Source organism: Actinacidiphila acidipaludis, assembly GCF_019890725.1.
Lineage (GTDB): Bacteria > Actinomycetota > Actinomycetes > Streptomycetales > Streptomycetaceae > Actinacidiphila > Actinacidiphila acidipaludis.
Genome location: NZ_JAINZZ010000012.1, coordinates 85,795 through 105,422 on the forward strand (window position 1 = coordinate 85,795; position 19,628 = coordinate 105,422).

The window sequence follows — 19,628 nt, forward strand, 5'->3', positions numbered from 1 at the left end:
GGTCAGCCCGTCCCGGTGACTCCCGTCAGTCCCCGTCGACCATCGCCAGCCACCGGGCGTGCGCCCCGCCGAAGGGGCCGGTGCCCCCGGCCACGGCGGCCATCAGCCAGGCGGCGGAGTCCTGCGCGGACGTGATGACGTCCGCCGGGTAGCCGTAGCGCACCTGGTGCTCGGCGAACTCGTCCTCGTCGACGAGCAGCGGCTCCGCGGAACCGCGCTTGCGCAGCACGTCCAGATCGAGGTCGATCATGGAGACCGTCTCGCGCGAGGTCCAGTCCGGCGGCGTGGTGATGTCGCAGTAGATCTCGGTGGTGCGCGGCGCGGCGTTGAAGCACGCGGTCCACCAGGCGTCGCGCGGGATGAGGATGACATGCGCCTCGGGCAGCGGGACGTCGGGGCCGTGGCCCTTGCGCATCACGCTGTTGGCCGGCAGTCCCAGCCAGACGCCGTGCTCGTCCTCGCCGAGCCGCCGCATCCGCAGGTTCCAGTGCAGGCTGCCGTCGTACTTGTGGTAATCGACCTGGACGAGTCGGTCCGACCCGGCTTCCGCCCGTGACACCGGACGTCCGGCAGCGTCCGGGCTCTCCCGTTCGGCGGCCGCTTCCTTCTCCTGTTCGGTCGTCATGCGGCCATGGTGTCAGTCCCGGGCGGCCGCGAGCTTCCGATAATGCAGTTCCAGCCCGTCCACCAGGGCCCGCAGGCCGGTCTCGAACGCGGCGTTGTCCACGCGTTCCGGGTGGCGGGACAGCAGATGCGCCTGCCCGAGGTGCGGGTAGTCGGCCGGATCGTACGCCTCGGCGTCGCCGACGAAGCCGCCGGCGAAGGATCCCAGCGCGGACCCGGTGACGAAGAACCGCATCAGGGCGCCGATCCGGGTCGCCTGCGCCGCCGGCCAGCCGGCGCCGACCATGCCGCCGAAGACGGCGTCGGCCATCCGCAGACCGGCCGGCCGCAGGCCGGGCCCGACCGCGAGGAACGGCACGATGTGCGGGTGCGCGGCCAGGGCGGCCCGGTAGGAGCGGCCCCAGTCCAGCAGGGCGGTCCGCCAGTCCCGACCGTCGCTGAACATCGACAGGTCGACCTGCCGCACCACCAGGTCCGCCGCCGCGTCGAGGATCGCCTCCTTGGTGGCGAAGTGGTTGTAGAGCGAGGGGCCGCTGACCCCGAGCTCCGCGGCCAGCCGCCGGGTCGACAGCGCGTCCAGCCCCTCGGTGTCGATGAGCGCGAGCGCGGCCGTCACGATGCGGTCGCGGCTGAGCAGGGGCTTGCGGGGGCGGGCCATGCGGCACATAGTAGAGGCTGCCACCAGAAAACTAGCGGTGGTAGTTTCGAAGTCGTGGAAAGGCCCGGGTACCGCCGTGAACCTTGAGCTGTCCGAGGAACAGGCCGCCGTCAAGGCGCTCGCGCGGGACTTCACCGACCGCGAGATCGTCCCGAACGCCGTCGCCTGGGATCGCGCCGAGAGCGTCGACCGGGCGATCGTGAAGAAGCTCGGCGCACTCGGCTTCCTCGGCCTGACCATCGCCGAGGAGTACGGCGGCTCCGGAGGCGACCACCTGGCCTACTGCCTGGTCACCGAGGAACTCGGCCGCGGCGACTCGTCGGTGCGCGGGATCGTGTCCGTCTCGCTGGGACTTGTCGCCAAGTCGATAGCGCACTGGGGGAGCGAGGAGCAGAAGCGGGCCTGGCTGCCGCGGCTCACCTCCGGCGAAGCGGTCGGCTGCTTCGGGCTGACCGAGCCCGGCACCGGCTCGGACGCCGCCAACCTCACCACCCGCGCGGTCCGGGACGACGACGCGTACGTCCTCTCCGGCAGCAAGATGTTCATCACCAACGGGACCTGGGCCGACGTGGTCCTGCTCTTCGCCCGCACCGGCGGCCCCGGCCACCGCGGCGTCAGCGCCTTCCTCGTGCCCACGGACACGCCCGGCCTGACCCGGCGCGAGATCCACGGCAAGCTCGGACTGCGCGGCCAGGCCACGGCCGAACTCGTCCTCGACCAGGTCCGGGTGCCGGCGGGGACCATGGTCGGACCCGAGGGCAAGGGCTTCTCGGTCGCGATGTCCGCGCTCGCCAAGGGGCGGATGTCGGTCGCCGCGGGCTGCGTCGGGATCGCCCAGGCGTGCCTGGACGCGGCCGTGGAGTACGCGGGCCAGCGCGAGCAGTTCGGCACCCCGATCGCCGGCCGCCAGCTCGTCCAGGAACTGCTCGCCGACATCGCCGTGGACGTCGACGCCGCCCGGCTGCTCACCTGGCGGGTGGCCGACCTCATCGACCGCGGGCTGCCCTTCGCCACCGAATCCTCGGTCGCCAAGCTGTACGCGAGCGAGGCCGCGGTGCGCTGCGCCAACAACGCGCTGCAGGTCTTCGGCGGCTACGGCTACATCGATGAGTACCCGGCCGGCAAACTGCTGCGCGACGCACGGGTGATGACCCTGTACGAGGGCACCAGCCAGATCCACAAGCTGCTCATCGGCCGGGCGCTGACGGGGGTCTCGGCCTTCTGACGTTCCGGGCGGCCATCGATGGGCAGCCGCTCGACCCGATGCGCATGGGGCCCTGTGCGGGGGCCCTGCCCCGGCGAAAGCCACGAGATCCCGCAGCCCCGCAGCCCCGCAGCCCCGCGCCCCCGCGGCTCCGCCCGCGCTCGACGTGGCCCCGGCGTGAGCCCGCACCCCACTCGTCAGCCCACCGGCAACGGATGCCCGGGCGCCGGCGCCGCGGCGATGCGTGAGTCGACCTCCTGCGCGGTGTCGCCGTCCGGAGTGGCGGGCGTCTTGGTCATGGAGAGAGCGATCGACGGCCCGGTCGCGGGCAGGTACGCCTGCAGGTGCCGCGCGCGGTGGCCGCAGTGGGCGCGGCGGGGGAGGCTGTCGCGGGAAGGACGGCGGCGCGGCCGGGCGGACCGTGCCGAGGAGGGTCGCGGCGCACAACGGCGCCGCACGAGAACGCGTCACGCTGCACTGTGTGCGGACGGATCGGATGACGACGGACGCGAGGCCCTGCGTGCCCGGGAGCTGTCCGCCGGAGGGAGGAGCGCCCTCCCGGTCATCCCGTCCTGGCCCGCTGGGCCCGCGCGCCCCGCTCGTGTGCGACCGGGCCGTCCGCGCCCACTCCTCCGCGGCCACGCTGCCCGGGCCGCCCCGCCCAGGCCGGCCGCAGCGCGCCCTAAGCGACCACTCGGTATCTAAGCGCTTGCTCAGGTTCCCGGGTAGGGTGTGACCCTGTCAACCGAACGGTGGGAGGAGCACGCGATGACTGCGGAGGCGGCACCAGGCGAAGCCTGGGGCGACATCACCCCCGACGCCGCGAGGCGGCTGGTGACCGCCGCGGTGCAGGCGTTCGCCGAGCGCGGCTACCACGCCACCACCACGCGCGACATCGCGGGCCGGGCCGGTATGAGCCCCGCCGCGCTCTACATCCACTACAAGACCAAGGAAGAGCTGCTCTACCAGATCAGCAAGGTCGGCCACCAGCGCTCGCTGGCCATGCTCACCGAGGCGCGGGAGGCGGAGGGCACCGCCGCGGAACGGCTGGCCACCGCGGTGCGGGTGTTCGTCCGGTGGCACGCCGAGCACCACACCACCGGACGCGTGGTGCAGTACGAGCTGGGCGCGCTGGCGCCCGAGCACTACACCGAGATCGTGGACCTGCGGCGGCAGAGCGAGGACGCCATCCGGTCGATCATCGGGGACGGGGTGGCCGACGGCGAGTTCGACGTGCCGGACGTCTCCGGGACGACCCTGGCTGTGCTGTCGCTCTGCATCGACGTGGCCCGCTGGTTCAACCCGAACGGCCGCAGGACGCCCGACGAGGTCGGCGCGCTCTACGCCGACCTCGTGCTGCGGATGGTGCGGCAGACCGCGTGACCCGCGTAACCCGCGTGACCGACGTGACCCGCGTGAACCGTCGGACCGCCTGCCCCCTCGGAAGGCTCGACCCGTTTGAAGGCTCGACCCGGCTGGAGCGCCAGGCCCCGGCGCCCGGCCCCCCGGCCCGCGCCGCTCAGAGGTAGAAGCGGGCCACCGTCTCCGCGACGCACACCGGCTTGTCGCCGCCCTCGCGCTCGATCGTCACCCGGGTCACGAGCTGCACGCCGCCGCCAGCCTCGGTCAGCTCGGCGACCACGGCGGTCGCCCGGAGCCGCGAGCCCACCGGCACCGGCGCCGGGAAACGCACCTTGTTGACGCCGTAGTTGACGCCCATCCGGATGCCTTCGACGCGGAAGAGCTGCGGGGTCAGTGACGGGATCAGCGACAGCGTGAGGTAGCCGTGCGCGATGGTGGTGCCGAACGGACCCTGCGCCGCACGCTCGGGGTCGACGTGGATCCACTGGTGGTCACCGGTGGCCTCGGCGAACTGGTCGATCCGCTTCTGGTCGATCTCCAGCCAGTCGGTCCAGCCCAGCTGCTCGCCGACGGCGGCACGCAGCTCGTCGATCGAGGCGAAGACGCGGGGCTGGTGCGGCACGGCCTGCGGCATGGGGGCTCCTCCGGGTCAAAGGCTTTCCAAGCGCTTGCTCAGCGCGCGTGCCCAGCATGGTTTCCGGTGGCCTGGCGTGTCAACGCACGACCGCGGTGAAGCCCCCCACCGCACTAGCCGCGCCGCACTACCCCCACATCGCCGGATGCCGGTCCGCCCACGGCCGGGCCCGCTCCAGCTGGGCCGACAGCGAGATCAGTGTCGCCTCGTCGCCGTAGCGGCCGCCGAGCATGACCCCGATCGGCAAGCCCTCCGCGTTCCAGTGCAGCGGCACACTGACGGCGGGCTGGCCGGTCGCGTTGTACAGCGGTGTGAACGGCGTGAACTGCGCCAGGCCGTCGAACTCCGCCTCCGGGTCGGCGTCGTCGCGCAGGCCGCCGATCAGGGACGGGGGCTGCGCGAGCGTCGGGGAGAGGATCACGTCGTAGGTGCTGAGCAGCGCGTCGGCGACGAGCTGGCCGAGGGCGCGGAACCCGTAGAGCGCGTTCGCGAAACCGGGCCCGGTGACCCGGCCGCCCAGCCCGCGCAGGTGGCGGGTCAGCGGCATCAGCCGCTCCTCGTCCTGCGGGGCGACGGGCCACACCGTGGCCATCACCGCCCACACGGTGCTGAACGCGTCCCGCACCGAGTCGTCCACGGGCAGGGCGAGTTCGTCGACCTGGTGGCCGAGGTCACGCAGCAGCGCGGCCGCGCCGTCGTGTGCCGCCCGGCAGTCGGGGTGCAGCCGCACGCCCGGCACCGGTGGCTCGGGCAGCGCCACGACCTTCAGCGGGCCCGGCTCGCGCTCCGCGTACGCGGCGAAGGTCTCGCCGGGCGGCAGCGAGGGCGCGCCGTAGGGGCTGCCGGGCATCGGGCCGGCGAGCACGTCGAGCAGGGCCGCCGCGTCCGCGACCGTGCGGGCGATCGGGCCCGCGGTGCTCAGCCCGCTCACGTCGTGCTGCACCGGTCCCGAACTGACGCGGCCACGGCTGGGCTTGATGCCGAACAGCCCGCACACCGAGGAGGGGATGCGGATCGAGCCGCCGCCGTCGCTGCCCTGGGCCAGGGGTGCGAGGCCCGCCGCCACCGCGGCTCCCGCGCCGCCGCTCGACCCGCCCGCGGAGCGCTCCAGGTCCCAGGGGGTGCGGGCGGGCGGGGCCACCTGGTTCTCGGTGTAGGCGGGCAGGCCGAACTCGGGGGTGTTGGTCTTGCCCAGCAGTACCGTGCCGGCGGCCCGCATCCGGGTCACCACGTGGTCGTCGGTGTCCGGCACGTGGTCGGCGAAGGCCGCCGAGCCCAGGGTGCAGCGCACACCCGCCACGAAGTTGAGGTCCTTCACCGGGACCGGCACGCCGTGCAGCGGGGACAGCTCCCGCGCCCGGCCGTCGCGGCGGGCGGCGAGGGCCTGCGCCTCGGCCTCGGCGGCCTGCTTGCGCGCGATCTCCGGCGTGACGGTGACGAACGCGCCCAGCGACGCGTCGAGCCTGTCGATCCGCGCCAGGTAGTGCTCGGTGAGTTCGACCGGCGAGAGCGAGCCGTCCCTGATCGCCGCGCCCTGCTCCACCGCCGTCAGATCGTGCAACTCGCCCATGGTCGTCCCTTCGCCGCAGCACGCCCTCGCGTTGGGCGCGATCCTCGCACTACCCACGGGTAACCGCCAGCCCCCGGGGCGCGGCCGCCGCCCGGGCGTCGATCCGCGGGCGCAGCCCTGCCGGGCGGCCCACCTGGTCGAGTTTCGGCCCTTCCTCTCCGCCGGCCGCGCCACCGACCGGGCGCTGGGGAAAAGTTGACGTATGTTCATCTTCCGGGGTGGGTGTACCGGCGGTAACCTCCGCGCACCGGCATCCGGAAGGAGCAGACATGCCGCGACGGACCCCACGACGGATCGGCACGCTGAGAACGGTGACCGCCTCCGCCCTCCTGGCACTCGGCGCCACCCTGGTGGCCCCGATGCCACTGGCGGCCCACGCCGCCGACCCCACCACCGACTACTGCGCGAACCAGTGCGCGGACATCCTGCCCCCCGGTGAGAACGGGAACGCCACCCTCGCCGACATCCTGGCCAACAAGGTGCTGGGCACCCGCCCCGCGCACACCATGGACCAGCTCGGGCCCTACTCCTCGCTCGCCTCGGGCTACCCGAACCTCACCGACGCGACGATCACGAACTTCTTCAACAACTCCTCGTTCGGCGTGCCCGCCGCCCAGGTGGCCTCGGTGACCAGCCCGCGCTCGGACGTGACCATCACCCGGGACAAGGCCACCGGAGTCCCCCACATCAAGGGCACCACCCGCTCCGGGACCGAGTTCGGCGCGGGCTACGCGGCCGCGCAGGACCGGCTGTGGCTGATGGACCTGTTCCGGCACGTCGGCCGCGGCGAGCTGTCCTCGTTCGCGGGCGGCGCGGCCGCCAACCGCGGCCTGGAGCAGGAGTTCTGGCGGCAGGCCCCGTACACCGAGGCCGATCTGCAGTCGCAGGTCGACTGGCTGGCCACCCAGGGCGGCGCGCGCGGGCAGCAGGCGCTGGCCGACGCGCAGTCGTACATCGACGGCATCAACGCGTACATCACCGCGGCGAAGAACGGCCGCTACTTCCCGGGCGAGTACGTGCTCACCGGGCACGTCGACGCCATCACCAACGCCGGGACGATCGAGCCGTTCCAGCTCACCGACCTCATCGCGCTCGCGTCGGTGATCGGCGCGCTCTTCGGCACCGGCGGCGGGGGAGAGGTGGAGTCCGCGCTGTCGCTGCTGGCCTCCCAGCAGAAGTACGGGGTCGACCAGGGCACCCAGGTCTGGGAGTCCTTCCGGGAGCGCGACGACCCCGAGGCGATGCTGACCGTCCACGACGGCAGTTCCTTCCCGTACGCGGGCAAGCCGGCGAACCCCCAGGGCGAGGCGCTGCCCGACCCCGGCTCGGTGGTGCCGGAACCGCTGGTCTACGACGCGACCGGCGGCGCCACCCAGGCCACCACCAAGAGCCCGGGCGTGCTGCCGTCGAACCTGTTCTCCTCGCCGCGCAAGGGGATGTCCAACGCGCTGCTGGTCAGCGGCGCGCACACCGCCAGCGGCCACCCGATCGCCGTGTTCGGCCCGCAGACCGGCTACTTCGCGCCGCAGCTGCTGATGCTCCAGGAGCTGCAGGGCCCCGGGATCAGCGCCCGCGGCGCCTCGTTCGCCGGACTCGGCATGTACGTGGAACTCGGCCGGGGCCAGGACTACGCCTGGAGCGCCACCTCCGCCTCGCAGGACGTCACGGACACCTACGCGGTCGAGCTCTGCCAGGACTCCACGCACTACCTGTACCACGGCAGTTGCGTGCCCATGGAGAAGCTGGAGCGGACCAACTCCTGGTCGCCGACCACCGCGGACTCCACGCCCGCCGGCTCGTACCGGATGCAGGTGTGGCGGACCGCGTACGGACCGGTCGAGTACCGGGCCACGGTCGGCGGCAAGCCCGTCGCCTACACGCAGTTGCGCAGCTCCTACCGGCACGAGGCCGACTCCATCCTGGGCTTCCAGGAGCTGAACGACCCCGGCTTCGTCCATGACGCCGCCTCGTTCCAGCAGGCCGCGCAGAACATCAACTACACCTTCAACTGGTTCTACGCCGACTCCCGGCAGACCGCCTACTACAACAGCGGCACCAACCCGGTGCGGGCGCCGGGCGTCGACCCGTCGTTCCCGGTGTGGGCGCAGGCGGCCTATGACTGGCGCGGCTGGGACCCGGCCTACAACACCGCGGACTACACGCCGCCTTCGCAGCACCCCCAGTCGGTGAACCAGGACTACTACGTGAGCTGGAACAACAGGCAGGCCCGCGGCTACACCGCGGCCGGCTTCGGGGACGGCTCGGTGCACCGCGGCAACCTGCTCGACGCCCGGGTCAAGGCCCTTGTCCAGCAAGGGGCGGTGACCAGGTCCGCCCTGGTCAAGGCGATGGAGGACGCGGCGCTGACCGACCTGCGCGGCGAGGACGTGCTGCCCGACCTGCTCCAGGTCGTCAACAGCGCGCCCGTCACCGATCCCCAGGAGGCCACCGCCGTCCAGCAGTTGACGCAGTGGGCCCAGGACGGCACCAAGCGCCGCGAGACCTCGGCCGGTTCGCACACCTACGCCGACGCGACCGCGGTGCGGCTGATGGACGCCTGGTGGCCGCTGCTGATCCAGGGCGAGTTCGAGCCCGGGCTCGGCAGCGACCTGTACAGCGCGCTCACCGCCGACCTGACCGTCGACGAGTCGCCCTCCGCCGGGCACGGGCCGACCGGGTCGCACGCGGGCAGCTCGTTCCAGTACGGCTGGTGGTCCTACGCGGACAAGGACCTGCGCGCGGTGCTCGGCAAGCCCGTGCAGGGCGGCCTCGCCCGGACCTACTGCGGCGGCGGGCAGCTCTCCGCCTGCCGCGACATGCTGCTGTCCACCCTGAAGCAGGCCGCCGCGGTCCCCGCGAACACCGTGTACCCCGGTGACGACGGCGGCTGCTCGGCCGGCGACCAGTGGTGCGCCGACTCGATCGTCCAGCGGCCACTCGGCGGCGTCACCGACGACCGGATCAGCTGGCAGAACCGGCCCACCTTCCAGCAGGTCGTGGAGTTCCCCGCCCACCGCTGACCGGTCTCAGCGGCGGCGGGGCGCGCGGACCGGGTGCCCCGGACCTGCTCCGGCAGGATTCCTCCGGGCACCCGGGCCGTTGCGCGGTTGCTGTGCGGACCGAGGCGCCCGGCCCGCCGCCTCCGCGTCCGGCCCGGCACCCGGCCGGCCAGAGCGGCGGCCCGCGCGTCAGACCTTGGTCGCGCGCAGCACCAGCCGGGCCAGCTCCTCGTGGCAGATGTCGCTGTGGGCGCCGGACGGCGGTCCGCCTGCGCAGACCACGGCCGAGGCGTCGACGCTCACACAGCCGCCCCCGGGGAACGGGCCGGCCAGCGCGGCCGCCAGCGTCAGCACGGGCGTGCCGTCCAGCGACTGGAAGCCGTCGTGGCCCATGGCGCCCCAGCGGTCGCCGAAGCCCAGCAGCGACTCGTCCTCCCCGGCGATCCGCGAGGCCAGCGGATAGAAGACCGACAGGGCCTGGTCGTGGCTGGAGTGGCACGCCACGACGGGCCCGGTGACGCGCTGCTGCATGCCGTGCAGCGCGCCGCCCTTGGCGTCGAAGGGCAGCGGCCCGCTGAAGGTGTAGTGCGAGAACGCGCCCTGCAGCAGGGTCACCGAGGCCACCCGTACCCCCGGCGGCAGGCCGCGCAGCGCGAAGGACACCAGCCGGGCCCCGAAGCTGTGCCCGACCAGGTGCACCCGCACGCCTGGCGCGGCGGCGGCGAGCCCGCCCAGGAGAGGCCCGAGCCCCTGCTCGCCGACGGTCCCCGCCCGGCGCTTCATCGCGTAGTACGTCGCCTGCCGCAGCAGCTCCTTGGCGCCGTCCCACACCCGCCCGCCCAGACCGCCGAGGATCGTCTCGCCCTGGGCGGGCGCGACCGGGCAGCCCACCTGCGCGAGGGCGTCGGCGAGCACGTCGCACATCGCGGCCGGATCGCCGGCCAGCAACTGCGGCTCGATGCCCGCGGCGGCGGACGCCATGTCCTCGGCGAGGACGGAGGCCACCGCCGCCTGCGGTGCCACGCCGGTGAGCCGGCGGACCAGCCCGGCGAACTCCGCCAGCCGCTCGGGTTCTTCGGGCTGCTGGGCGAGCAGGTCCGCGATGCGGGCCACCACGTCCTCACTGCCGGGGAAGACGGCCGCCAGATCCGCCCGGGTGCGCGCGTCCAGGGCGGAGCCGCCGGCGGCGGGAGCGGCGGAAGGGGTGCCGCCGACGGCCGGGGCGGCGAGGGCGGGACCGCCGGCGGCCGGCGCGGCGAGGGCGGCGGCGTGCGGGAAGTCCGGGATCGGCTCGTCGCTGAACCGCATCGACGGCCAGTGCACGCCCACGTAGCCGAACCGGGCCTTCGGGGCGGCGGCCACCAGCCCGGGGAAGGGGGCGTAGAACCGGTCGTACAGCGCGTTGGCCGTGGACAGGTCGTTGTTCCAGCCGTGCGAGAAGACCACCAGGTCGGTCAGCCCGCGGGCGCCGGACAGCAGCGCGTCGCGCTGATGCGGGTCCGGATCGCCGCCGGCGTCGAAGGTCAGGTCCCAGTACGGCTGCACGCTCGTCACTTGTGTCACGCTGGTCGCGCTCACCCCGGCGTCCACGGCCACGGCTTCCCCCTCGAAACGTGCGGCGTTCCGCCCGGGAGCGCCGCTATTGTCCGCTGTGCGCCGCATCATCCTCATCGCACGGGAAACCGTCCATCCCTCGGGCGGGTGAATACGCAGCAGTTACGCACGGACGGCAGGGGCGTGCGGGCCGCGAGCCGCCGCCGGGGGCGCACCACGCGTCCCGGATGTGGCGCGGCGCAGCTTCCGGCCCTTCCGTGGATGTGACCGACCGCTTAGTATGCGAGCGTGGGCGGATCGGCCCGCGCATGCCGGAGCCGCATGCGGGGCCACGTCCGACCGGACACCGAGTCGAAGGAGACACGTCGTGGTCGTGGAAGCCCTGCGCGACGCCCGGGTGGTCGTCACCGGTGCGGGCGGCGGCATCGGAGCCGCGCTCGCCCGCCGCTTCGCCGCCGAGGGCGCCCGGGTCGTCGTCAACGACCTCGACGCCGACGCCGCCCGCAAGGTGGCCGACGAGATCGGCGCGGCGGTCGTCCCCGGTGACGCCTCCGGCATCGTGCCCGCGGCCCGCACCGCGCTCGGCGGCGGCATCGACGTCTTCTGCGCGAACGCCGGCGTCGGCACCGGCGGGGGTCCCGAGGCCGACGACGCCGCCTGGGAACTCGCCTGGGACGTCAATGTCATGGCCCACGTCCGCGCCGCCCGCGCCCTGCTGCCGGAATGGCTCGAGCGCGGTGAGGGCCGGTTCGTCTCGACCGTGTCCGCCGCGGGCCTGCTCACCATGATCGGCGCCGCGCCCTACTCCGTGACCAAGCACGGCGCCCTGGCCTTCGCCGAGTGGCTGTCCCTGACCTACCGGCACCGCGGTGTGCGGGTGCACGCGGTGTGCCCGCAGGGCGTGCGCACCGCGATGCTGCGGTCGGCGGGCGCGGCCGGCGAACTCGTGCTCGCCCCGGGCGCGATCGAACCGGAGGACGTGGCGCAGGCGGTGATGGACGGCATCGCCGAGGAGCGGTTCCTGATCCTCCCGCACCCCGAGGTCGCGGAGTACTACGCAGCCCGCGCCGCCGAGCCGGAGCGCTGGCTCGGCGGCATGAACAAGCTGCAGCGCGGCTTCGAAGCGCTGCAGACACGAGAGGGCGGGGCCGGCGCCGGGGCCGCCCCCGCGGCAGAGACCCAGGCGGCCCCCGAAGGAGGCCGGGCATGACCACGTACGCCGACCGGCCCTGGCTCAAGCACTTCACCGAGGAGCAGCAGCAGGACGTCGAGCATCCGCCGTCCGTGCTGCACGCCTTCCTCGCCGCCGCCGAGCGCATCCCGGACCACCCGGCGCTGCGCTACTTCGACGGGGTCCTCGGCTACGGCGAACTCGACGCCCTGTCCGACGGCCTGGCCCGGCACCTCGTCGCGCGCGGCTTCGCGCCCGGCGACCGGCTCGCGGTGATGCTGCAGAACGTGCCGCAGTTCGTCGTCGCGCTGCTCGCCGCCTGGCGGGCCGGGGGCGCCGTGATCCCGGTCAACCCCATGTACAAGCGGGGGGAGCTGGCGCACATCCTGCAGGACGCCGGGGCCGCGGCCATCGTGTGCTCGCGGGCCGCCTGGGAGGAGTACGTCCGGGAGACCGCGGCCGGCTCGCCGGTGCGGATCGCGCTGACGGCCTGCGAGTTCGACCTGCAGACCCGCGACGACCCGCGGGTGCTGACCGGCGCGCGCCGGCCGGCGAATGACGCGGCAGGTGGCGCGGCGGATGGCGCGGCGAAGGACGCGGCGGATGGCGCGGCCGACCGCGGCGGCGGTGCCGAGGACCTGCTGGCCGCCGCCCGGGCCGGCGGCCCGGCGTACGCCGCCGTGCTCCCCGCGGCGGACGACACCGCCCTGATCAGCTACACCTCGGGAACCAGCGGCCGGCCCAAGGGCGCGCTCAACACGCACGGCAACATCTCCTTCAACGCCCACCGCCAGGTGCGCGTCCAGGGCCTGGACGACGACGCGGTGGTCTTCGCGCTCGCGCCGCTCTTCCACATCACCGGCATGGTCTGCCAGCTCTCCGCGGCGCTGGCCGGGGGCCACACGCTGGCGCTGGCGTACCGCTTCGAGCCCGGTGTGGTGCTGGACGCGTTCCGCGAGCACCGCCCGGCCTACACCGTCGGCCCCTCCACCGCCTTCATGGCGCTGCTGGCCCGGCCGGACGCGGACGCCGCGGACTTCGCGTCGTTCCGGCTGATCTCCTCGGGCGGCGCGCCGCTGCCGCCGGCCGTCGTCGAGGCGTTCCGGGCCCGCACCGGCGGGCTGTACCTGGCCAACGGCTACGGACTCACCGAGTGCACCGCGCCGTGCGCGAGCGTCCCGCCGGGCAGCGAGGCCCCGGTCGATCCGGCCTCGGGCACCCTCGCGGTGGGCGTGCCCGGCCCGGGCACGATGGTCCGCATCCTGGACGACACCGGCGCCGAGGTGCCCTTCGGCACGGCGGGGGAGATCGCGGTCAGCGGGCCGATGGTCGTCCCCGGCTACTGGAACCGGCCCGAGGAGTCGCAGGCCGCGCTGCCGGGCGGTGAACTGCTCACCGGAGACGTCGGGTTCATGGACGAGGACGGCTGGCTGTACGTCGTCGACCGCAAGAAGGACATGATCAACGCGTCCGGCTTCAAGGTGTGGCCGCGCGAGGTCGAGGACGTGCTCTACACCCACCCCGGCGTCCGCGAGGCGGCGGTCGTCGGCGTCCCCGACGCCTACCGCGGCGAGACGGTCAAGGCGTACGTGAGCCTGCGGCCCGGCGCGAGCGCCGATCCGGCCGAGATCGTGGCGTACTGCAAGGAACGGCTGGCCGCGTACAAGTACCCGCGCGAGGTGGAGGTGCTCGGCGAACTGCCGAAGACCGCCACCGGCAAGATCCTGCGGCGGGAACTGAGGGCCACGGCCGGATAGGGTCCATACCGGTCGGAACGCCGGCGGGTACCGAGCCGGCGGGCGGGAAGAGAGGGCAGGTCATGGCACGCAACGCGACGAGTGCGGGCGGCGGCACGGGAACGGGCGCGGGCGCCGCGGTCCCCGAGCGGCTGCTCGCCGAGGCCACCCGGCTCTTCGCCGAACGCGGGTACGACCGCACCTCCGTCCAGGAGATCGTCGAGGCGGCGGGCGTCACCAAGGGCGCGCTCTACCACTACTTCGGCTCCAAGGACGATCTGCTCCACGAGATCTACGGACGGGTGCTGCGGCTGCAGACCGAGCGCCTGGACGCGATCGTCGCGCGGGACACCGACGTCCGGGGGCGGCTCGCCGAGGCCGCCGCGGACGTGGTGGTCACCAGCATCCAGAACCTGGACGACACCAAGATCTTCTTCCGTTCCATGCACCAGCTCAGCCCGGAGAAGCAGAAGGCGGTGCGGGCCGAACGCCGCCGCTACCACGAGACGTTCCGCTCGCTGATCGAGGAGGGCCAGCGCGACGGCCACTTCCGGCCGGAGCTGCGGCCCGATCTCGTCGTGGACTTCTTCTTCGGTTCGGTGCACCACCTCGGCACCTGGTACCGGGCGGACGGTCCGCTGTCGGCGGACCAGGTCGCCACCGAGTTCTCCGACCTGCTGCTGCACTCGGTGCAGCGGCCCTGACCCACCTGGGAGTCCCGACGTGAAGGCATGGCGCGTGCACGAGAACGGGGAGCCGCGCGAGGTGATGCGCCTCGACGAGATCCCCACCCCCGAGCCCGGCCCCGGCGAGGTGCTGCTGCGGGTCCGCGCCGCCAATGTGAACTTCCCCGACGCCATGCTGTGCCGCGGCGAGTACCAGGTCCGGCCGCCGCTGCCGTTCACGCCCGGTGTCGAGCTGTGCGGGGAGGTCGTCGCCCTGGGCGAGGGCGTCACCGGACCGGAGCCCGGGACCCGGGTGCTCGGGCCGGCGGCGCTGCCCGGCGGGGCGTTCGCCGAGTTCGCGGTCGTACCGGCCGCGGGCGTGTTCCCGGCGCCGGGGGCCCTGGACGACGCGGAGGCCGCGGCCCTGCACATCGGGTACCAGACGGGCTGGTTCGGGCTGCACCGCAGGGCCGCACTGCGCCCCGGCGAGACGCTGCTGGTGCACGCGGCGGCGGGCGGTGTGGGCAGTGCGGCCGTCCAGCTCGGCAAGGCCGCGGGGGCGACGGTGATCGGCGTCGTCGGCGGGTCCGAGAAGGTGAAGGCCGCGCAGGACCTCGGCGCGGACCTGGTGGTCGACCGGCACCGCGAGGACTTCGTGGCGATCGTGAAGGAGGCGACCTCCGGGCGCGGCGCGAACGTCGTGTACGACCCGGTGGGCGGCGACTCCTACACCCGGTCCACCAAGTGCATCGCCTTCGAGGGCCGGATCGTGGTGGTGGGCTTCACCAGCGGCACGATTCCCGCGCCCGGCCTCAACCACGCGCTGGTGAAGAACTACTCGGTCCTCGGGCTGCACTGGGGGCTGTACAACCGCCACGACCCGGTGGCCGTACACGCCGCCCACGAGGAGCTGAGCCGGCTGGCGGCGGAGGGGGTCGTGAAGCCGTTCGTCAGCGAGAGGTTGCCGCTATCCGGGGCGGGGGACGCCGTCCAGCGCGTCGCCGACGGCACGACCATGGGCCGCCTCACCATCACCCCCTGACCCCTCGCCAGGGTCCGCCCTACCCGGGCAGCGTTTCGCCCTGCTCGGGCAGCGGTTCGCTCTGTTCGGGCAGAGGGCAACCCTTCGGGGGCGCGGGGTCCCCCAGGCTTCGCCCGGGAGGTGCCCCCAACGCGAGCAACCGGTCACCGGCCGGTGGTTGGAGAACCGACGAAATGAGACTCCTGGGGTGACGGAACGCGAGGGCCGGCGCGGGCGCTCTGAGGTCAACACCTGCCGTCGGTTGGTCGTCGCCACAGGGGACTGATCCTCCGTGAGTGACGTGGGTCACATTCTGTGGGGTCGTGCAGTCGATCGTGGTGGCCGATCGTCAGTAGGGCGAGCACACACCAGGAGGAACGTATGAGTGCGTCGGCGGCCCGCAGGTGATACCTCGCTGGCGGGAGCGTGACCAGGTTGAGCGGATCGACTTCGGTGAGTTCGTGGCGTTGAGGTCGGGCGCGTTGTTCCGTACGGCTTTCTTGTTGACCGGTAGCCGGGAGGTGGCGGAGGACCTCGTCCAGGAGTCGCTGGAGAAGGCTTATCGGCGCTGGCAGCGGGTGTGTGCCACAGACTCGCCGGAGGCCTATTTGCGTCGGATGGTGGTGAACGCCGCCAACGACCGATGGCGTCGGCAGCGCCGCATCGGCGAGCGGATCGAGTTCGTCGATCAGGCCGCATCCGGCGACCCGTACGCGCTAATCGACCTGCGTGAGGACCTGGTCCGGGCCCTGCAGCTCCTGCCCATCGGTATGCGCACCGTGGTGGTCCTGCGCTACCTCCACGACATGGACGACCGACAGGTCGCCGAAATGCTGGGCGTCTCGCCGGGCACCGTGCAGTCACAGCTGTGCCGCGCGCTCGCCAAACTGCGCACCGCACAGGAGAGCCCAAGTCCGCCGAAGGACAGGCGGGGCGCACAACCCTCCGCCTCCTTCCACTCCTAAGGCACGTGACGACCGTGAACTTCCCCAGCCACCCCGACCACCGCGCAGGGCGCCGTGGCCCCCTGCCGGACACCGAAATCGAAAGGACACTGATCCAGGCGATGGACCACTACGGCCGCTCCACACCAGCACCATCCTTTGACTCCGGCGCCATACGACGCCGCACTCGCCGCCGCCGGGTCACCCTCGCACTCACCGCCTCCGCTGCGGTACTGGCCGCCGCCGCGGGGCTGGTCGCCACCCTCGACTCGTCGCCCTCGAAGCCGGCTGACGTAGCTGCAGCACCGATCTCCCACCAGGGATCACTGGCCCCCTCCGCCTCCCCGACCTCCGGATTCGCCCAGCCCGGGGCGTCTGCATCCGACGACCCCCGCAAGACCGTCACCGTGCCCGACCTGATCGGCATGAACCAGACGACAGCCACCCACGCGCTCGCCGCTGCCGGCCTGAACGTCTCCGTCGGCGCCATCACCGAGCCGTATTCCCCTGAGGCTTTCCGCTCCGAGCATCCAACCCACGCGGACCTGGTCGGCAAGAACGGACTGATCGCTCCGGGGACGATCACCCGAACCTCCCCAGTTGCAGGCACCCGTGCCGCGCCAGGCGACTACGTCACCATCCTCATCGTCCACGAATGAGGGCACCGGCCCACGTACGAGCCTCAACCGCCCACGGCCACTCTTGAACTCCCGGCCTTCGGACCGCCACCGCACCTCCGCCAAGGGCGTGACCGAACGCATCTACGCGGCCTGACCGGCCGAGAACCCAGTCAGCTCATCGAGGGAAACACGGCATTCCCTCCCGGGACCACACGTCCGCCAAGACCCACGTTTCGGCAGGTCAACACGTTCCGTCGGCAGCCCTGGTTCGGAACGGACCGAACAGCCCCTTTGGGGCGGCAGACGGAGTGCGACGCCGTCGTGGCTGGTCGCGCAGTTCCCCGCGCCCCTGATGGTGACCGTCGCCCGCACAGGGCGAACCCTCCGCCGGCAGAGGTGAACGCCCGCCCGGGGGAGGCGGACCGCCCGCCGGTAGAGGTGAACCGCCCCGGCCCCGGGCAGGGCGCATCCCCCCGCCCGGGAGGGCGAACCCCTGCCCGGGTGGAGGGCAACGTCGGAGGGTGCGGGCCGGCCGCTAGGCGTACTTGCGGAGCTCGCGCCGAGCGAGCGACCGCTTGTGCACCTCGTCCGGTCCGTCGGCCAGCCGCAGGGTCCGCGCCGCGGCCCACAGGTGCGCCAGCGGGAAGTCCTGGCTCACCCCGCCCGCCCCGTGCGCCTGGATCGCGCGGTCGACGATCCGCTGCACGGCCGCCGGCGTGGCGATCTTGATCGCCTGGATCTCGGTGTGCGCGCCCTGGTTCCCCACCGTGTCCATCAGCCACGCGGTCTTGAGCACCAGCAGCCGCAACTGTTCGATCTCCACGCGCGCTTCGGCGATCCACTCCTGGACCACGCCCTGCGCGGCCAGCGGCTTGCCGAACGCGGTGCGCCCGCTCACCCGGCGGCACATCAGCTCGAGGGCCCGCTCGGCCATGCCGATCAGCCGCATGCAGTGGTGGATGCGGCCCGGCCCGAGCCGGGCCTGGGCGATGGCGAAGCCGCCGCCCTCCTCGCCGACGAGGTTCTCCGCCGGAACCCGCACGTCGTGGAAGACCACCTCGGCGTGACCGCCGTGGTCGCCGTCGTCGTAGCCGAACACCCGCATGCCGCGCCGGACTTCGAGGCCCGGGGTGTCGCGGGGCACCAGGATCTGGCTCTGCTGGCGATGCCGCTCGGCGTCGGGATCGGTCTTGCCCATGACGATGAACACCGCGCACTTGGGGTTCATCGCTCCGGAGATGTACCACTTGCGGCCGTTGATGACGTACGCGTCGCCGTCCCGCACGATGCGGGTCGCGATGTTCGTCGCGTCGGAGGACGCCACGTCCGGCTCGGTCATGGCGAACGCCGACCGGATCTCGCCGGCCAGCAGCGGCTCCAGCCACTCCTTGCGCTGGGCGGGCGTGCCGAACTCGGCGAGCACCTCCATGTTCCCGGTGTCGGGGGCCGCGCAGTTGAGGGCGGGCGGCGCCAGGTGCGGGCTGCGGCCGGTGAGTTCGGCAAGCGGCGCGTACTGCAGGTTCGTCAGGCCGGCGCCGTGCTCACCGGGCAGGAAGAGGTTCCACAGGCCCTGCCGCCGGGCCTCGGCCTTGAGGTCCTCGACGACCGGAGGGGCGCCCCAGCGCTCGTCACCGGTGGCCTGCTCCCGCTGCTCGTCGAAGACGGGTTCGGCCGGGTAGACGTGCTCGTCGAGGAACGCGCGCAGCCGCTCCTGCAGTTCCAGCGTCCTGCTGTCGAATGCGAAGTCCATACGGGTCAGCCCTCCTGCGGGTGCGGCGGCCGGACGCCCTGGAGCCGGTCGAGGCCGCGCTCGATGAACACGGGGACGACGGCGCCGATCCGGTCGAAGCCGGCTCCGAGCGTCTGGCCGAGGGTCCACCGGTAGTGGATGCCCTCGAGGATCACGGCGAGCTTGAAGTACGCGAAAGCGGTGTACCAGTCGACGGCGGAGACGTCGCGGCCCGAGCGCCGGGCGTACCGTTCCACGACCTCCTCGGGCGTCGGGTGACCCGGCGCGCCGCCGGGCGTGGGCACCGGGAAGTCCGGGATGTCGTGCTGCTCGCCGTACATGACCAGCAGGCCGATGTCGGTGAGCGGGTCGCCGAGGGTGGACATCTCCCAGTCCAGGACGGCGGTCAGCCGGTCGGAGCCGTCGAACAGGACGTTGTCCAGGCGGTAGTCGCCGTGGACGACGGCCGGTGCGGGGGATACCGGGAGCTTGCGCCCGAGTGCGGCGTGCAGCTCGTCGATGCCCGGCAGATCGCGGCTGCGGGACGCGTCGAGCTGCTTGGCGAACCGCCGGAGCTGCCGGTCGAGGAAGCCCTCGGGCCGCCCGAAGCCGGCGAGGCCGACCTCGGCGGGGTCCACCGCGTGCAGGTCGACGAGGGTGTCGACCAGGGTGAGGGCGACGGCGCGAGTGCGGTCGGGACCGAGCGCCGCGAGCTGCGGCTCGGTGCGGTAGGGCGTCCCGGGCACGCACTCCATGACGTAGAAGGGAGCGCCGATCACCTCGGTGTCCTCGCACAGCAGGACGGTCTCCGGCACGGGCACCGGCGTGGGCGCCAGGGCGCTGATCACCCGGTGCTCGCGGGCCATGTCGTGCGCGGTGGCCAGCACATGGCCGAGCGGCGGACGCCGCACCACCCATTCCGTGGTGCCGTCGGTGACGCGGTAGGTGAGGTTGGACCGGCCCCCCTCGATGCGCTGGGCGCTCAGCTCACCGGACACCAGGCCGGGCCTTTCGAGGTCGAGGTGCTGCCGCAGCCGGCCCAGGTCCAGACCCCGCGGGGCGTCGGTATCACTCATGCGGGCAATCGTACCGACTGGTCGGTATGCCGTCCAGTTCCCCCGCGCCGGGCGCGCCCGG

The 19,628-nt window shown here is 73.1% G+C and carries 16 protein-coding genes; 9 read left to right on the forward strand and 7 right to left on the reverse strand.

The genetic code is table 11. From position 1 onward, the window contains the following. Nucleotides 1–25: 25 nt before the first annotated feature. Both K7862_RS13195 and K7862_RS13200 read right to left on the reverse strand, forming a co-directional pair. On the reverse strand, nt 26–625 hold the full coding sequence (locus tag K7862_RS13195; RefSeq protein ID WP_222962719.1) for a DUF402 domain-containing protein: 600 nt from the start codon (nt 623–625) through the stop codon (nt 26–28). A gap of 12 nt (nt 626–637) precedes the next feature. Continuing rightward, a complete protein-coding gene (locus tag K7862_RS13200; protein ID WP_222962720.1) occupies nt 638–1,282 on the reverse strand; it encodes a TetR/AcrR family transcriptional regulator in 645 nt (214 codons plus the stop codon). A 76-nt stretch (nt 1,283–1,358) separates the two neighbouring features. Between K7862_RS13200 and K7862_RS13205 the strand changes: the two genes are divergently transcribed. Both K7862_RS13205 and K7862_RS13210 read left to right on the forward strand, forming a co-directional pair. After that, nucleotides 1,359–2,507 carry an acyl-CoA dehydrogenase family protein gene (locus K7862_RS13205; RefSeq protein WP_222962721.1) on the forward strand — a complete coding sequence of 383 codons (1,149 nt, stop codon included), beginning with the start codon at nt 1,359–1,361 and terminating at the stop codon, nt 2,505–2,507. Between the two features lie 747 nt (nt 2,508–3,254). After that, complete coding sequence (locus tag K7862_RS13210) at nt 3,255–3,869, forward strand: TetR/AcrR family transcriptional regulator (RefSeq protein WP_222962722.1); 615 nt, start codon at nt 3,255–3,257, stop codon at nt 3,867–3,869. 136 nt (nt 3,870–4,005) lie between these two features. Here the strand turns inward: K7862_RS13210 and K7862_RS13215 are convergent, their stop codons facing one another. Next, on the reverse strand, nt 4,006–4,482 hold the full coding sequence (locus K7862_RS13215) for a MaoC family dehydratase (protein WP_222962723.1): 477 nt from the start codon (nt 4,480–4,482) through the stop codon (nt 4,006–4,008). Between the two features lie 127 nt (nt 4,483–4,609). Next, nucleotides 4,610–6,052 (reverse strand): amidase, encoded by a 1,443-nt coding sequence (locus K7862_RS13220; RefSeq protein WP_222962724.1) that lies wholly within the window; start codon nt 6,050–6,052, stop codon nt 4,610–4,612. A gap of 269 nt (nt 6,053–6,321) precedes the next feature. Here K7862_RS13220 and K7862_RS13225 point away from each other — a divergent pair, with 269 nt between their 5' ends. Next, a complete protein-coding gene (locus K7862_RS13225; protein WP_222962725.1) occupies nt 6,322–9,072 on the forward strand; it encodes a penicillin acylase family protein in 2,751 nt (916 codons plus the stop codon). A gap of 168 nt (nt 9,073–9,240) precedes the next feature. On the opposite strand, the gene K7862_RS13230 is transcribed toward K7862_RS13225, so the two are convergent. After that, a complete protein-coding gene (locus K7862_RS13230; protein ID WP_372461569.1) occupies nt 9,241–10,596 on the reverse strand; it encodes a serine-threonine protein kinase in 1,356 nt (451 codons plus the stop codon). A 382-nt stretch (nt 10,597–10,978) separates the two neighbouring features. Here K7862_RS13230 and K7862_RS13235 point away from each other — a divergent pair, with 382 nt between their 5' ends. The 6 genes from K7862_RS13235 to K7862_RS13260 all read left to right on the forward strand — a co-directional run bounded on the left by K7862_RS13235 (nt 10,979) and on the right by K7862_RS13260 (nt 16,801). Next, nucleotides 10,979–11,815 (forward strand): SDR family oxidoreductase, encoded by an 837-nt coding sequence (locus tag K7862_RS13235; RefSeq protein WP_222962771.1) that lies wholly within the window; start codon nt 10,979–10,981, stop codon nt 11,813–11,815. Then, nucleotides 11,812–13,533 (forward strand): AMP-binding protein, encoded by a 1,722-nt coding sequence (locus K7862_RS13240; RefSeq protein WP_222962726.1) that lies wholly within the window; start codon nt 11,812–11,814, stop codon nt 13,531–13,533. The genes K7862_RS13235 and K7862_RS13240 overlap by 4 nt, the downstream gene beginning before the upstream one ends. Nucleotides 13,534–13,595: 62 nt before the next feature. Continuing rightward, a complete protein-coding gene (locus tag K7862_RS13245; protein WP_222962727.1) occupies nt 13,596–14,216 on the forward strand; it encodes a TetR/AcrR family transcriptional regulator in 621 nt (206 codons plus the stop codon). A gap of 19 nt (nt 14,217–14,235) precedes the next feature. Next, nucleotides 14,236–15,219: an NADPH:quinone oxidoreductase family protein gene (locus K7862_RS13250; RefSeq protein WP_222962728.1), complete on the forward strand. Its 984-nt coding sequence runs from the start codon at nt 14,236–14,238 to the stop codon at nt 15,217–15,219. Nucleotides 15,220–15,602: 383 nt separating this feature from the next. Continuing rightward, a complete protein-coding gene (locus K7862_RS13255; RefSeq protein ID WP_372461567.1) occupies nt 15,603–16,163 on the forward strand; it encodes a SigE family RNA polymerase sigma factor in 561 nt (186 codons plus the stop codon). A gap of 5 nt (nt 16,164–16,168) precedes the next feature. Continuing rightward, on the forward strand, nt 16,169–16,801 hold the full coding sequence (locus tag K7862_RS13260) for a PASTA domain-containing protein (RefSeq protein ID WP_222962729.1): 633 nt from the start codon (nt 16,169–16,171) through the stop codon (nt 16,799–16,801). A 496-nt stretch (nt 16,802–17,297) separates the two neighbouring features. Here K7862_RS13260 and K7862_RS13265 read toward each other — a convergent pair whose 3' ends face one another. Continuing rightward, nucleotides 17,298–18,512, reverse strand: a complete 1,215-nt coding sequence (locus tag K7862_RS13265) for an acyl-CoA dehydrogenase family protein (RefSeq protein WP_222962730.1) — start codon at nt 18,510–18,512, stop codon at nt 17,298–17,300. A 5-nt stretch (nt 18,513–18,517) separates the two neighbouring features. Then, entirely contained in the window at nt 18,518–19,567 is a 1,050-nt protein-coding gene (locus K7862_RS13270) for a phosphotransferase family protein (RefSeq protein ID WP_222962731.1), read from the reverse strand. Nucleotides 19,568–19,628 lie beyond the last annotated feature (61 nt).

Coding starts and splice junctions, on each gene's coding strand:
- K7862_RS13195 (WP_222962719.1), bottom strand. CDS start 625: ATGACGACCGAACAGGAGAAGGAAGCGGCCGCCGAACGGGAGAGCCCG.
- K7862_RS13200 (WP_222962720.1), bottom strand. CDS start 1,282: ATGGCCCGCCCCCGCAAGCCCCTGCTCAGCCGCGACCGCATCGTGACG.
- K7862_RS13210 (WP_222962722.1), top strand. CDS start 3,255: ATGACTGCGGAGGCGGCACCAGGCGAAGCCTGGGGCGACATCACCCCC.
- K7862_RS13215 (WP_222962723.1), bottom strand. CDS start 4,482: ATGCCGCAGGCCGTGCCGCACCAGCCCCGCGTCTTCGCCTCGATCGAC.
- K7862_RS13220 (WP_222962724.1), bottom strand. CDS start 6,052: ATGGGCGAGTTGCACGATCTGACGGCGGTGGAGCAGGGCGCGGCGATC.
- K7862_RS13225 (WP_222962725.1), top strand. CDS start 6,322: ATGCCGCGACGGACCCCACGACGGATCGGCACGCTGAGAACGGTGACC.
- K7862_RS13240 (WP_222962726.1), top strand. CDS start 11,812: ATGACCACGTACGCCGACCGGCCCTGGCTCAAGCACTTCACCGAGGAG.
- K7862_RS13245 (WP_222962727.1), top strand. CDS start 13,596: ATGGCACGCAACGCGACGAGTGCGGGCGGCGGCACGGGAACGGGCGCG.
- K7862_RS13265 (WP_222962730.1), bottom strand. CDS start 18,512: ATGGACTTCGCATTCGACAGCAGGACGCTGGAACTGCAGGAGCGGCTG.
- K7862_RS13270 (WP_222962731.1), bottom strand. CDS start 19,567: ATGAGTGATACCGACGCCCCGCGGGGTCTGGACCTGGGCCGGCTGCGG.